This is a genomic window from Demequina sp. (assembly GCF_024642165.1).
GTDB lineage: Bacteria > Actinomycetota > Actinomycetes > Actinomycetales > Demequinaceae > Demequina.
The window spans coordinates 14,279-27,379 of record NZ_JAHEBP010000003.1; the positions used below are offsets into that span (position 1 = coordinate 14,279).

General features: G+C 72.7%; 12 protein-coding genes and 1 tRNA gene. 6 read left to right on the forward strand and 7 right to left on the reverse strand.

All coding sequences use genetic code 11. The annotated features are described in order from the left end of the window. Positions 1-17 precede the first annotated feature (17 nt). Positions 18-236: an FmdB family zinc ribbon protein gene (locus Q0L54_RS00620; RefSeq protein ID WP_296664553.1), complete on the reverse strand. Its 219-nt coding sequence runs from the start codon at positions 234-236 to the stop codon at positions 18-20. Between the two features lie 9 nt (positions 237-245). Further along, complete coding sequence (locus tag Q0L54_RS00625; protein ID WP_296664555.1) at positions 246-875, reverse strand: 5-formyltetrahydrofolate cyclo-ligase; 630 nt, start codon at positions 873-875, stop codon at positions 246-248. A 93-nt stretch (positions 876-968) separates the two neighbouring features. On the opposite strand from Q0L54_RS00625, the gene glp reads away from it, so the two are divergent. From glp to Q0L54_RS00640, 3 genes are read left to right on the forward strand one after another with little or no spacing between them, the layout of a single operon-like run. After that, complete coding sequence (gene glp, locus Q0L54_RS00630; protein WP_296664557.1) at positions 969-2,183, forward strand: gephyrin-like molybdotransferase Glp; 1,215 nt, start codon at positions 969-971, stop codon at positions 2,181-2,183. Between the two features lie 36 nt (positions 2,184-2,219). Continuing rightward, the gene (locus Q0L54_RS00635; RefSeq protein ID WP_296664559.1) at positions 2,220-2,798 is read left to right on the forward strand and encodes a GNAT family protein; all 579 of its coding nucleotides are present in this window, start codon (positions 2,220-2,222) and stop codon (positions 2,796-2,798) included. A gap of 52 nt (positions 2,799-2,850) precedes the next feature. Further along, on the forward strand, positions 2,851-3,834 hold the full coding sequence (locus tag Q0L54_RS00640) for a hypothetical protein (protein ID WP_296664562.1): 984 nt from the start codon (positions 2,851-2,853) through the stop codon (positions 3,832-3,834). Positions 3,835-3,987: 153 nt separating this feature from the next. Here Q0L54_RS00640 and Q0L54_RS00645 read toward each other — a convergent pair whose 3' ends face one another. Both Q0L54_RS00645 and Q0L54_RS00650 read right to left on the reverse strand, forming a co-directional pair. Further along, positions 3,988-5,304 (reverse strand): glycosyltransferase, encoded by a 1,317-nt coding sequence (locus tag Q0L54_RS00645; RefSeq protein ID WP_296664564.1) that lies wholly within the window; start codon positions 5,302-5,304, stop codon positions 3,988-3,990. Positions 5,305-5,314: 10 nt separating this feature from the next. After that, positions 5,315-7,525: a glycoside hydrolase domain-containing protein gene (locus tag Q0L54_RS00650; RefSeq protein WP_296664566.1), complete on the reverse strand. Its 2,211-nt coding sequence runs from the start codon at positions 7,523-7,525 to the stop codon at positions 5,315-5,317. A gap of 227 nt (positions 7,526-7,752) precedes the next feature. Here Q0L54_RS00650 and Q0L54_RS00655 point away from each other — a divergent pair. Together Q0L54_RS00655 and Q0L54_RS00660 are read left to right on the forward strand one after the other, a co-directional pair. Beyond that, positions 7,753-7,825, forward strand: a tRNA-Ala gene (locus Q0L54_RS00655). A 164-nt stretch (positions 7,826-7,989) separates the two neighbouring features. After that, complete coding sequence (locus Q0L54_RS00660) at positions 7,990-9,309, forward strand: MFS transporter (RefSeq protein WP_296664567.1); 1,320 nt, start codon at positions 7,990-7,992, stop codon at positions 9,307-9,309. 78 nt (positions 9,310-9,387) lie between these two features. Here the strand turns inward: Q0L54_RS00660 and Q0L54_RS00665 are convergent, their stop codons facing one another. Continuing rightward, positions 9,388-9,705 (reverse strand): metalloregulator ArsR/SmtB family transcription factor, encoded by a 318-nt coding sequence (locus tag Q0L54_RS00665; RefSeq protein ID WP_296664609.1) that lies wholly within the window; start codon positions 9,703-9,705, stop codon positions 9,388-9,390. Positions 9,706-9,847: 142 nt separating this feature from the next. Between Q0L54_RS00665 and Q0L54_RS00670 the strand changes: the two genes are divergently transcribed. Further along, a complete protein-coding gene (locus Q0L54_RS00670) occupies positions 9,848-11,173 on the forward strand; it encodes an NAD(P)-binding domain-containing protein (RefSeq protein ID WP_296664569.1) in 1,326 nt (441 codons plus the stop codon). A 131-nt stretch (positions 11,174-11,304) separates the two neighbouring features. On the opposite strand, the gene Q0L54_RS00675 is transcribed toward Q0L54_RS00670, so the two are convergent. Together Q0L54_RS00675 and Q0L54_RS00680 are read right to left on the reverse strand one after the other, a co-directional pair. Then, positions 11,305-12,459, reverse strand: coding sequence for an acetyl-CoA C-acyltransferase (locus tag Q0L54_RS00675; RefSeq protein ID WP_296664571.1), 1,155 nt, complete (start codon positions 12,457-12,459; stop codon positions 11,305-11,307). Further along, positions 12,456-13,100 carry a CoA transferase subunit B gene (locus Q0L54_RS00680; RefSeq protein WP_296664573.1) on the reverse strand — a complete coding sequence of 215 codons (645 nt, stop codon included), beginning with the start codon at positions 13,098-13,100 and terminating at the stop codon, positions 12,456-12,458. Before Q0L54_RS00680 ends, Q0L54_RS00675 begins: the two co-directional genes overlap by 4 nt. Position 13,101 lies beyond the last annotated feature (1 nt).

Below are 13,101 nucleotides of genomic sequence, written 5' to 3' on the forward strand. Positions count from 1 at the left end.
GCCGGCGCGTCGAGCCGTCAGGACGCGGCGGCGGCCTTCGTGGTGTCCGCGCGCGACTCCGTGCGCGAGTCCGTGCGGTAGAAGCCGGATCCCTTGAAGCTGACTCCGACCGAGCCGAACAGCTTGCGCACCGGGGCGGTGCACTCCGGGCAGTCGGTGAGTGCGGAGTCGTGGATCGACTGCACGGCATCGAACGCGTGGTCGCACGCGGTGCACGCGTAGGAGTACGTAGGCATGCGCGTATTCTACGCGGGCAGCGCAAGTCCCCCGTCGGGAGTGATCACCAGGTCCACCCCGACGTCGTGCCGCTCGCGGGGGAGCGGGCCCGTCGCCGCATCGTGAACCTCGTTCGAGAAGGTCAGGGCCACCACGAGTGCATCCGTGCGGGCATCCGCCAGCGCCCGGTCGTACCAGCCGCCTCCCTGGCCCAGCCGGGTCCCCGAGGTGTCGACGCCGAGGGCCGGCACCACGATCACCTGGGCGTCCGCGAGCGCCGACGAGGGCAGGAACGCGCCGCTCGGCTCCGGCGGACGGCCGGGTGCACGCTCGATCAGATCGTCGATGCCGCGGTACTCGCCCCAGCCGCGCTGCAGGCCGTCGCCCAGCAGCGGGACGAGGACACGGACACCGCGGTGGTGCAGCGCCTCGATGAGCGGGGACGTGCCCGGCTCGTGCGGCCGCGAGGCGTACACGGAGACGCACGCCGCGGCCTTGACCGCCGGGAGCGCCAGGACGTGGTCGCGCAGGGCCGCCGCAGCCTCGAGCCGGCGGCGCTCGCTGCGATGGAGCCGCTCCCGGCGGATGGCCGCCCGCAGGCGTGCCTTCGCGTCCTCGGGCTCGAGCGCTCGCAGGGATTCCTCGGACATCTCCGTCATGGGCACCATTGTGCCAAAGTTTGGTAAATTTTTGTTCCACGCTCGGGCGGGTCCCTAGGCTCTCCCCATGTGTCGAGTGCCAGAGGGTCGCGCGTGCTGAGCCGGAGTCTCGACGAGCATCGCGCCGCGGTGACGGCCGCGCTCGCACCCATCCCGGCGCTGTCCGTGCTGGTAGGGGACGCCGCGGGGGCCACCCTGGTGGAGCCCTTGGTCGCATCGTCCCCCCTGCCCGCCGTCGACGTCGCCGAGTGCGACGGCTATGCGGTGCGCGCCGCAGATGTGGCCGGCGCGCCGATCCCGTTGCCCGTCGCGCACGACGTCTCCTTCGCCGATCGCGGACCGCGGCGCCACCTGCCGGGCACCGCCGCGCGCGTCGCGTCGGGAATGGCCATCCCGGTGGGGGCCGATGCGGTGGTCCCGCTGGTCGCCACCGACGGGGGAGCGGCGCGGGTGACGGTTGCCCGGGCGGTCGCCGCGGGCGTGGGCGTGCGGCGGGCGGGGGCGGATACCCAGGCCGGGCGACTGCTGGTGCCCGCGGGCCGACGCCTGGGCGGGCGGGAGCTCGCGCTTGCGGCCTCGCTGGGCCTCGCGCGCCTCACCGTGCGGCCCGTGCCGCGCGTGGTGGTGGTGGCCACGGGTAGCGAGCTGGTCGACACGGGCTCCCGGCTCGCGGGCGTTCCGGAGGCGACGGCCCACCTCATCACGGTCGCGGCGCGCAACGCCGGCGCGCGGGCTTCCCGGGTGGGCCCGGTCCCCGACGATCGTCCCACCCTGCGCACCGCCCTCGAGGATCAGCTGGTGCGCGCCGATCTGCTCATCGTCACCGGCGGGCTGAGCGCGGGACGCGACGACACGGTGGTCTCGGTGCTGGGGGACCTGGGCGTGGTCGACGACGTCGCGCTCGCGTTCGAGCCCGGGTCGCATCACGCCTTCGCGATGCTCGGCGACGGCGCCCAGGGGCAGGTACCGGCGATCGCGCTTCCGGGCGCTCCGGCCGCCGCGGCGCTCGCGTTCGAGGCCTACGTGCGACCCGCGCTGAGGAAGATGTGCTCCTTCACCGAGGTGGTCCGGCCCGCCGTGCGCGCGCGCGTCGACGCCGGCTGGGACTCGCCGCGCGGGGTCAGTCAGGCCGTGCCGGTGCGCCTGGGCGTCGATGCGAGCGGCACCGTGACCGCGTCACCAGCGTGCGAGCCCGGCGACGTGACGCTCGCGGCGCTCGGCGAGGCCGACGGCATCGCTTGGGTGGAGCCCGAGGTGTCGCGGGTGGATGCAGGCGACGTGCTGCGCTGCACGGTGTGGGATGACTGACCGTGTGGGACGACTGACCGTGCGGGACGACTGACGGTGGCGCGCGACCTGGTGCTCGACGGCGGCCCCGTGCGGCTCCGGCCGCTCCGGCCCTCGGACGAGTCCGCATGGGCGCGGCTGCGCGCCGACAACCGCGACTGGCTGCGGCCGTGGGAGGCGTCCGCGCCGCCGGAGGCGGATGCGGAGGCCATGTCCTTCCGATCGTTCGTGCGCGTGGAGCGCCGCCAGCGGCGCGACCTGGAGGCGCTCCCGCTGGCCATCGAGGTGGGCGGGGAGCTGGTGGGACGCGTCGCCGTCGCGGGCATCCAGTGGGGTGCGCAGCGGTCGGGTTCGCTGGGCTACTGGATCGCGGAGAGCCACGCGGGGCGCGGCCACGTGACGCGCGCGGCGGCGATGCTCGCCGACCACGCCTTCCGCGCCGGCCTGCACCGCATCGAGATCGCCATCCGGCCGGAGAACATCGGCAGCCGCCGCATCGCGGAGAAGCTCGGCTTCACCGAGGAGGGCATCCGCCGCTCCTACCTCTACATCGACGGGGACTGGCGGGACCACGTGGTGTTCGCCAGGACTCAAGGTGAGCCCCGCATCGGCCGATATTGGGGCGCCGGGGACTGACACGCCGCGCGCCCTCCCCGGCTCGAACCTCGGGCGGCCGTAACGTCGTGCCATGCCTCCCGCAGGACTCCTCGCGATCATCGCCCTCGGCATGGTTCTGGCCTATGTGATCCCCCAGCGGATCAAGGAGCGGTCCGACTATGCGCTGGTGCGCACCGAGGACCGCTTCTCCGCGGAGATGCGCGTGGTGAAGACCACCGCGGAGCGCGTCGAGCGTGCCGCAGCGCGCCCGTCAACCGATTCCGGCGACGTGCCGCTGCTGGTGACGGGCTCCGCGCGAGCCTCGATCGCGTCCCTCGGCGCCGACACGGTGTCGCGACCCTCCGGCCCCATCGACCGCGCCGCCACGGCTGCTCAGCGGCAGTTGATCGCGATGCGGGCGGACCGCGCCGCTGCGCTCACCGAGCGCCGGGCCCGCGCCCGCCGCCGCACCCGCGTGGCGCTCGGGATGTCGGCGCTCACCGCCACCGCCTGGATCTTCGTCGCGCTGGGCGCGATGCCCACGTTCGTCGGTGCGATCTTCAGCGCCGCGCTGGTGGGACTCGTCGCCCAGGGCGCGCGCGCCGCGGCCTCCCAGCGCCGGGTCGACGCCCGCATCGCGATGGTCGCCCGCGAGGTGGGCGCCGCCGCGACGGCCACACAGGCGTTGCGCAAGGTCACCCGCGAGCGCGCCGCCGGCCGCGACTCGAAGCCCTCGGACGTCGAGACGCAGGCCATCAAGATCGTCACCGCCGGCGATCTGGCGCCGCTGTTGGCCCCGGCCCCGCTGCTGGACGCGCCTCTGGCGCCCGCCGCGCCCGCGGCCGAGGAGTCGGCGGCGTGGAGCCCGCGCGAGATGCCCGCGCCGTCCTACACGCTCAAGGCCTCGGTGCGCCAGGGCCAGGCGAGGCCCCTCTCCCAGGACGACATCGCGGCCGCTTCCTATCGCGCGCCCTCCGAGCAGACGGGCCCCGCGGCCGAGGCTGCCGAAGCTGTGCCGACCACCACGGGCTCGCTCGACGCGATCCTGGCCCGCCGCCGCAGCAAGACGGCATAGCCGAGGCGGCGTCGTCGCCGCCGCTGCTCGCCGGACCGCTCCACCGCCCGCGCACAACAACGGTGCGGCTGAGTGTCGCTTTCGCGCTCAGAATCCGTCAACGGTGCGGATCAGTGTCGCTTCGCCCACCAGACACCGATCCGCACCGCCGGCTCAGATCCTGACGCGCCTGCCGTTCGCGATGAGCGCGGGCTGCTCCGGAGCGTCGAGCAGCGCGAACAGCCGGTCGAACACGTTGACGCGGTCGAACTGCATCGCGTGTGCCCGCGCGCGGTGCTCCCACCACTCGCGGTCCGCCCCGTCCATCCCGTCGGCGCACACGTTGAGCGCCACGGTCAGGGCCGAGGGGTCGTTGGACGGCACCACCACCGCCGCGTCGCCCACGGCCTCGAGGATGCCGCCCGTGTCGCAGGTGATCACCGGCCCGCCGCCGGCGAGCATCTTCTCGACCAGCGCGATCCCGAACGTCTCGGTGAACTCGGGTGCCGGCCGGGAGGGCAGTGCGTACGCGGAGCAGGACGCCATCAGGTGCGGCTTCTCCTCGTCGCCCACGTCCTCGAGGAACACGATCCGGTCGCGTGCGGTGGTGCGCTGCGCCACCTCCTTGAAGTACGGGAGGTCCGGCCCGCGACCCGCGATCACCAGGGTCTGGGTGGCACAGCCCTCGGCGGCCGCGAAGCCGCGGATCAGGTCGTCGACGCCCTTCGCCTTCTGCAGCCGCGAGAGGTACAGGACGTACCCGCCGCGCGACAGACCCCTGGCCGCGAGCACCCTGTCGGTCTCCGCATCGTCCAGATCCAAGTAGGCCGAGGTGTCGATCGCCGGGTACGAGATCCGCACCCGCTCCTCGCACTGCGCCGCGAACGCGGTGCCGTACATGGCGTCGAGCTCCGCCGCCGAGGACACGATGACGTCCTTGGTGTACTGCGACACCGCCACGCACACGTCCTGGCTGAGATACGTGGAGAGCACACCCGCGGCGGCCCCGAACTCGCCGGTGTCGACCGCCGAGCGCACCACGTCCGTGATGTCCGACCCCACCGCCTCGGCGATGGTGGTGACGTTGACCGGGAGGCCTGTGGTGCGGGCGATCCGCAGCGCATCGGCCACCGCCGTGGTGTGAGGGTGGAGGTAGAGCGACATGGCCACCGTGGGCACGCCGTCGGTGAAGAGCTCCACCAGGCGCCCGGTCATGCCGGCCAGGTAGCGGCCGTCGGGGATCTTGTATCCGCCCACGGGTTCCGGGCGCTCAACGGTGATGCCGGGGGAGTACGGCATGACCGTGTCGAGGGGCTTGAGCGGCAGGCCCGTCTCCTCGAGACGGTCGAGCGGCCACGTGACGATGCGGACGTCATCGAAGCCGCGGGTGAGGGCGACCTCGGCGAGGTTGCGCGCCTCACCGCTGTGGCCGCAGATGACCGGATCGGCTCGCACGACGATGACGAGCCTGCTGTTGACCTCGGTGTTCATGACACCTCCTTCACGGGAGAAGCCCCTGTGTGGGTTGTGGGGTAGAGGGGGGACGGCGATCCCGGCCCCAGTCGCTCGGGGTGTCCCCGAGCACGATGCGGAGTTCGCCTCCGCGGTGCAGTTCGGATCCGGGGATCCAGGAGGACTCGACGGGCGAGCCGTCGAGGGTGACGGACCGGATGTACTGGACCGGTCCGCCGGGACGAGGCTCGATGAAGCCGTCGGCCACGATGGAGAGGATCCCGCGGGCCATGCGCACGGTGGCGGAGGCGAAGGCCGGCGGGTGGAGCAGGAACAGGTTCTGCCCTGCGACGGGGAACAGGCCCAGGCAGGCCCAGACGTACCACGACGATAGGCCCCCGGAGTCGTCATTACCAGGAAGTCCGCCCCGTCCGGGGGCGAACATCTGGTGAACGATGCCGTGGACCACCTGGGCGGTCCGGTCCGGTCGCCCCGCGTAATGATAGGCCCAGGGGGCCTCCATGTCGGGCTCATTGTTGAGGCCCTCGAAGCGGCCCAGGGCGTAGCCCGCAAGCATCTCCTCGGGTGAGGGCCGCTCGCCCGGCTGGACCACCGCATCGGCCCCGAAGCCGAAGAACGCGTCGAGCAGCGCCACGAACGCCGCGTCGCCGCCCGCGAGCTCGATGCGGGACCGCATGTCGTGCAGCAGCCGGAAGGAGTAGTTGTACAGCGTGCCCTCGTAGTACGTCGACTCCTTGAGCAGGCCCGTCTCGGTATCGAACGCGTTGCGCCACCGCGTGGCCATCTCCGAGTTCTCCGCGACCAGCGCGCGGTCGCCCAGCAGCTGGGCCACCACGCCGGCGCACCAGTAGCCGTACGCCAGGTCGAGCGTGTGGGTCAGGGGCTGGGCGGAACCCTGCAGCAGGAACTCCTCGCCGTAGCCGCGTCGCAGGTCCGTCTGCATGTGCACCAGCGCCCAGTCCCAGTCGATGCCGGGCAGCCCCAGGTGTGCGAGGTCCGCGAGCAGGGTGTGGACCAGGGCGCTGCCCTGCCGGCTGAAGCGGTCCGACCCCCGCGCCATGCGGTAGCCGATGGGGAGGTTGCCCTCCTCCTCGGCGATGGTGAGCATCGCGTTGGCGAACTCGACGGCCCGCTCGGGTAGCAGCGCCGTGAGCAGCGGGAGCTGGGTGCGGTAGATGTCCCACATGGTCGACACGTCGAACGCGAACGGACCCTTGTGGGACCAGAACGGGCTCTCGTGGGCGGCGAAGCACGGCTTGATGAGCGAGTGGTAGACCGCGGTGGCGAACACCTGACGGCGGGCATCGTCCTCCGTCTCGACGGTGATCGCGTCGAGCAGCCCGCGCCACGTCTCACGGGTGCCGGCGCGGCGGGTCTGGAACGAGCCCAGCTCGCCCAGGTCCGCGTGCAGGTTCTTCCTGGCCTGCTCGACTCCGCGCAGGGAGAATCCGATCCGCAGCTCGACGGTCTGGCCCTGCTCGGACGGTCCCACCCACATCAGCCCGAACGGCCGCAGGGTGGTGGGGCGGATCGAGTCGAGGTCGAGCCGCTGGCCTGCGGGCATCAGGCGTCGGTCGTACCAGAGCATCTGCCGCCACTGGGTCGCGTCGCACTCGAGGTACACCGCGAGCGGCACGCCCTCGACCACGATCTCGCCCTGGGCGACGCCGGGCTCCACCCATTCGAGGCGGGCGCGCAGCGGGAGCGTGGCACCGTAGGGGATCTCGAGGCCGCCCACGGAGAAGTCGACCACCACCCGTCCGGAGCGGTGCTCGGGGAAGCGATAGCGGTGCACCACGGACTTGGGGCCGGCGGTGATCTCCGCCTGGATGCCGCTGTCGAGGGTGGCGCCGTAGTAGCCGGGCTCGGCGACCTCGGACACGAGGTCCCAGGTGCGGCCCAGCTCGTCGAGCGGCTCGACCATCGGGGTGACGCGGAAGTAGTTGTAGTACTTGCGGATGGCGCCGGTGCCGGACTGCTGGAAGTGCGTGAAGCCGGAGGCGAGCGGACGGTCGTGGACCTTGGTGGGCACGCCCTCGGTCGAGAGGTCGTAGAGCCCGTAGCCGGTGGGGTATGCGCCGGAGTACGCGCAGGCGGAGACCATCCCCAGCGGGTAGCAGGCGCCGGGGTGCGTGTTGCCCACCTGCGGCTTGGGCCACCACCAGGTGGCGGCGATTCCCGAGGGGTCGGCCAGGGCGGTGGCCTCGGTCCCGATGAACGGGTCGACGTCGTCGTACAAGGCGGCACCTCCTCCCGAGCCGGGGTCTCACGAGCGGGGAGCACCACGGTGTGCGTCCTTGTACCGACGGTATGTTGCCCCCGTGTCGCTCCCATTGCGCATTTGTGACGAACTCTTTAACTCTTTGGCGGGACGATGCGCCGTGGTGGGCCCGCGAAAAGGTCCCCGGGGGCGGGGCGGACCCGTTTTCCCGGCCCTGGCGAAGGTGCTAATCTATTTCAGCACTGGGGGCTGTGGCGCAGTTGGTAGCGCGTCTCGTTCGCAATGAGAAGGTCCGGGGTTCGATTCCCCGCAGCTCCACGAAGTGTTGAGACAGCACTCCTTGCAGAGGCCGCCCATCGGGCGGCCTTTGCTCTTTCTCGAGCGGGCCGGCCGCCGGATCCCGTTCCACCCCGGGCGCGACCGATGACGCTAGCGTGGGGGGCGGTGCAGGACCGCCCCGGGCCGCACCGTGTGGAGGCGGCGTGACCAACGGACGGACTCCCGATCGGGTGGCAGCGTCAGCCCCCGGCCGCCGTTGGCCGGTGCATCGCGCGTGGATCGTGGCAGGCGTCACGTTCCTGGTGTTGCTCGCCTCGGCGGCCTTCCGGGCGAGCCTGGGCGTGCTCTTGGTGCCGATCGAGGAGGATCTGGGCTGGTCTCGCACGGACACCTCGATCGCCGTGTCGCTCAACCTCGTGGTCTACGGCCTCGCGGCACCCTTCGCAGCCGCCCTCCTCGAGCGGATAGGGGTGCGCCGGACCGCAGTTTCGGCGCTGATCCTGATCGCGGTGGGATGCCTGATCACGACGGTCATGGTCGCCCCCTGGCACCTCTGGGCCGCCTGGGGCGTGGTGATCGGCATCGGCACGGGATCCGTCGCGCTCGTCTTCGGAGCGATCGTGGTCAGCCGATGGTTCGTCGCCCGTCGCGGCCTCGTGATCGGGATCATCGGAGCGGCGTGGGCGACGGGCCAGCTGATCTTCCTGCCGCTCCTCGCGGCGGCGGTCGAGGCCTTCGGGTGGCGCTCGGCGTCCCTCCTCATCGCCGGCTGGTGCGCGGTGCTGGTGCCCCTGGTTGCGGTGGTGCTGCGGGACAGGCCCGCGGACGTGGGTCTGCTGCCGTACGGCGCCGGACCGGACGACGTCGAGGATGCGACGCCGCCGCCGTCGGCCCGAGCCGCGATCGCGCGCGCGGTGACGGTCCTGCGCGAGGTGGGCCTGACGCGGCCGTTCCTGCTCCTCGCCGGCACCTTCTTCATCTGCGGGTGGACCACCAACGGCATCATCAGCAGCCACTTCGTTCCCGCCGCGCACGACCACGGGATGTCTGCCACCGTCGCGGCCGGCCTGCTCGCGGTGGTGGGGATCTTCGACATCGTCGGCACCATCGGCTCGGGCTGGCTCACCGACCGCGTCGACCCGCGGCTCCTGCTGGTCGCGTACTACGGGCTCCGGGGCCTGGCGCTGCTGGCGGTCCCCGCGATCATGGGGCCCGGCGTCGAGCCGCCGATCCTGGTCGTGGTCGCACTCTTCGGCCTCGACTGGGTGGCCACGGTGCCGCCCACCGTGATCCTGTGCCGGGCGGCCTTCGGGGCCGAGCGGGGCGGGATCGCGTTCGGCTGGGTGTTCGCCTCCCACATGGTCGGCGCCGGCGTGGCCGCGGCGGTGAGCGGAGCAATGCGCTCGGTGTCGGGAAGCTACACGTCCGCGTGGCTGCTGGCGGGCGGGCTCGCGATCGCCGCGGCCGCCGCGTCGCTCGCGTTGCCTCGGGTGCGCCGCGGCGTGCCCCAGCCCGCGGTCTGACCTCAGTCTCGGTCGAGCACCCAGGCACGACTCTCAGCCCCGGCGTCGCCATCCGTCACCCGCGGTCGGCGACGCGCCTCAGGACTCGCGCGTCGCGGAACCCGCGGGCTGCAGCGCGAACGCGACCGCCGCGAGCGCGCCCGGCACGATGCGGAAATGTGCCCAGCGGCCGCGTTGCTCGCGCGTGACCAGGCCGGCCTCGACCAGCAACCTCATGTGATGGGAGACCGTGGGCTGGCTCAGGCCCACGGGAGCGGTCATGTCGCAGATGCAGGCCTCGGCCCCGGGTGCCGCGGCGACCATCGAGAGCAGCTTCACGCGCGTGGGCGCGCCGAGCGCCTTGAACACGCCGGCGAGCGACTCGGCGGACGCGTCGCTCACGACGCCAGCCGTCAGGCGCGGGCCGTACGCGCCGACATCGTCCGAGTGGATGAGCGGCAGCACGGTGGTCACGGACCCAGTCTGTCCCACATATTGACATCTGTCGATACATCGCTAGAGTCGTCGCATAGACGGTTGTCGATATGAGGAGAGCGCCATGAACGAGTTGCCCGTCGTCGTGATCGGCGCCGGCCCACAGGGTCTGGCGGCCGCGGCGCACCTGCTGGAGCGCGAACTCGAGCCTGTGGTGCTCGAGTCCGGCGCGGGACCCGCGGCGGCGGTGTCCGAGTGGGGTCACGTGCGACTGTTCTCCGCATGGCCGGAGCTGATCGACGGCGCCTCCGCGCGGCTCCTCGAGGCGTCGGGTTGGAAGGCGCCGTCCGAGGGATTCCCCACCGGTGCCCAGTGGATCGAGGGCTACCTGGCGCCGCTGGCCCGCACGCTGGGCGACCGGGTCCGCTACGGCGTGCGCGTCACCGGCGTCTCACGCAGGGGCCGCGACCGGCTGGTCGACGCCGACCGCGCCGAGCAGCCCTTCACCGTTCACGTCGTCGACCGCGACGGCCATGAATCGCGGCTCGAGGCGCGCGCGGTCATCGATGCGTCCGGCACGTGGCGCCGCCCCAACCCCGCCGGAGCGGACGGGCTGCCCGCGTTGGGCGAGCGCGACGCCGCCGACCTCCTCACCTCGCAGGTGCCCGATCGCGGCGCGCCCGAGCGGTACGCCGGCCGGCACGCCGTGGTGGTCGGATCTGGCGACTCCGCGTTCAACGCGATCCACGAGCTCACCCGCATCGCGGCCGAGCAACCCGGCACCCGCATCACGTGGGCGATCCGCCGCGCCGTCTCCACCGGGACGTTCGGCGGCGGGGCCGCCGATGAGCTGCCGGAGCGCGGCGCGCTGGGTCAGCGCGCACGGGCCGCGGTCGAGACCGGAGCGGTTGAGCTGGTCACGGGCTTCCGGACAGCGGAGATCCGCAGGGAGGGCAACACCGCGGTGCTCGTGGGCGAGGACGGCCGCGAGCTCCCCGCGGCGGACGCGGTGGTGGTGCTCACCGGATTCAGGCCGGACCTGTCCTTCCTGACGGAGATGCGGCTCGACCTCGACCCCACCCTCGAGGCACCGCGCAGGATCGCGGAGGAGATCGACCCCAACGTCCACTCGTGCGGCTCGGTCCGCGCTACGGGCGCGGCCGACCTCGCTCAGCCTGAGCCGGGGCTGTACTTGGTCGGGATGAAGTCCTACGGTCGCGCGCCCACCTTCCTGGCGTTGACGGGGTACGAGCAGGTGCGCAGCGTCGTGGCCGCGCTCGCCGGGGACCATGCGGCGGCCGCGAGGATCGAGCTCGCCCTGCCCGACACCGGTGTGTGCGGCGGCGCGGGCGATTTCGACGACCCCGACGCCGTGGGCGGGGGCTGCTGCGCTCCCACGCCCCAGTTGCTGAAGATCGGCCTGGCGCCGCTGCCGCTCGTCGCCTCCTAACACCGCGCACGTCCTCCTGACACTGCGCACGGACCTGGAACCGACACGCGGTCTGCAACCCCCGCATCGGCCCGTTCCCACGGAGTGTCGCCGCCCACTCCGTGCGCAGTGTCAGGGGGAGGCGAGGCCGCTCAGAGCGCCTCGAGCAGGATCGCCGATCCCTGACCGCCGCCCCCGCAGATGGCCGCGACGCCCAGAGATCCCGCCCCCAAGCCAGCGAGCGTGCGGGCCGCGTGGCCCACGATGCGCGTCCCCGAGGCGCCGATGGGGTGGCCCAGGGCGATCGCCCCGCCGTGCGGATTGACGATGGCGGGGTCGATCCCGAGCCGCCGCGCGGACGCGACCGCGACCGCGGCGAAGGCCTCGTTGATCTCGGCGGTGACCAGGTCCTCGACGGACCTTCCGGCGCGCGACAGCGCGAGCTCGGTGGCGGCGGCGGGCTGGTGGTGCAGTGACACGTCGGGGCCCGCCACAAGGGCCGTGGCGACGATGCGCGCGAGCGCGTGCTCCGCGATGGACTCATCCATCAGCACCACGGCGGCGGCGCCGTCGGTGATCTGCGATGCGTTGCCGGCGGTGACCGTGCCGCGGCCCCCGAACGCGGCGCGCAGCCGCCCGAGCGACTCGACGGTGGTTCCGGCGCGCAGGCCGTCGTCGACGGCGACGGGCTCGGCGCCCGCCTTGACCGTGAACGGCGCGATCTCGGCGGCCTGCACGTGGAGCGAGGCGGCGAGGCGGCGGTGCGACTCGGCCGCCCACGCGTCCTGCTCCTCGCGCGTGAGCGCCAGCGGCTCGTTGAACGCCTCGGTGGAGGCGCCCATCGACCGCGCCTCGAACGCGTCGGTGAGGCCGTCGTGCGCCATGGTGTCGAGCATCTCGATGGCCCCGTACCGGGCCCCCATCCGCGAACCCACGTACGCGTGAGGCGCCAGCGACATCGACTCCTGGCCGATCGCGAGGACGATGCTTGCCTCGCCCGCGGCGATGAGGCGGGCACCCTGCGCCACGGCCTCAGTGCCGGACAGGCACACCACGTTCAGGGTCGAGGCGGGCACGGTCATCGGCACGCCGGCGCCCACCGCCGACTGGCGCGCAGGATTCTGCCCCGCACCGCCCTGCAGGACCTGGCCCGCGACCACCTGGTCGACGCGGTCGGGCGAGATCCCGGCCCGCTCCAGCGCGGCCGCCGCCGCGTGCGCGCCCAGGACCGTCGCAGGTACCCGCGCGAACGCACCGCAATACTTCACGAAAGGAGTGCGGGCGTAGCCCGCGATCACGACGCTCATGCGGCCTCCACCTCGAAGCGCACGGGAGCGCCGGTGGCCTCCAGCACCTGCGCCACCGTCACGTCGGGGGCGAGCCGCGTGAGCACCAGGCCCGCCTCGTCGATGTCGAGCACGCACAGATCCGTGACGATGCGGTCGACCACGCCCACGCCGGTGAGCGGGAGCGTGCAGTCCGCGACGATCTTGGGGGTGCCGTCCTTCGCCACGTGGTCCGTGATGACCACGACGCGCTTGGTCCCGGCCACCAGATCCATCGCGCCGCCCATGCCCTTGACCAGCTTGCCGGGGATGGTCCAGTTGGCGAGGTCGCCGTGCTGCGAGACCTGCAAAGCGCCCAGGATCGCCGCGTCGACGTGACCACCGCGGATCATCGCGAACGAGGTCGCCGAGTCGAAGAAGCTGCCGCCGGGCAGCACCGTGACCGTCTGCTTGCCCGCGTTGATGAGGTCCGCATCCTCGTCACCCGCGATCGGGAAAGGGCCCATGCCCAGCATCCCGTTCTCGCTCTGCAGCGTCACCGTGACGCCCGGCGGGAGGTGGTTCGCCACCAACGTGGGGATCCCGATGCCCAGGTTCACGTACTGGCCGTCCTCGAGCTCCTCGGCGGCGACGGCCGCCATCTGCTCGCGTGTCCACGGCATG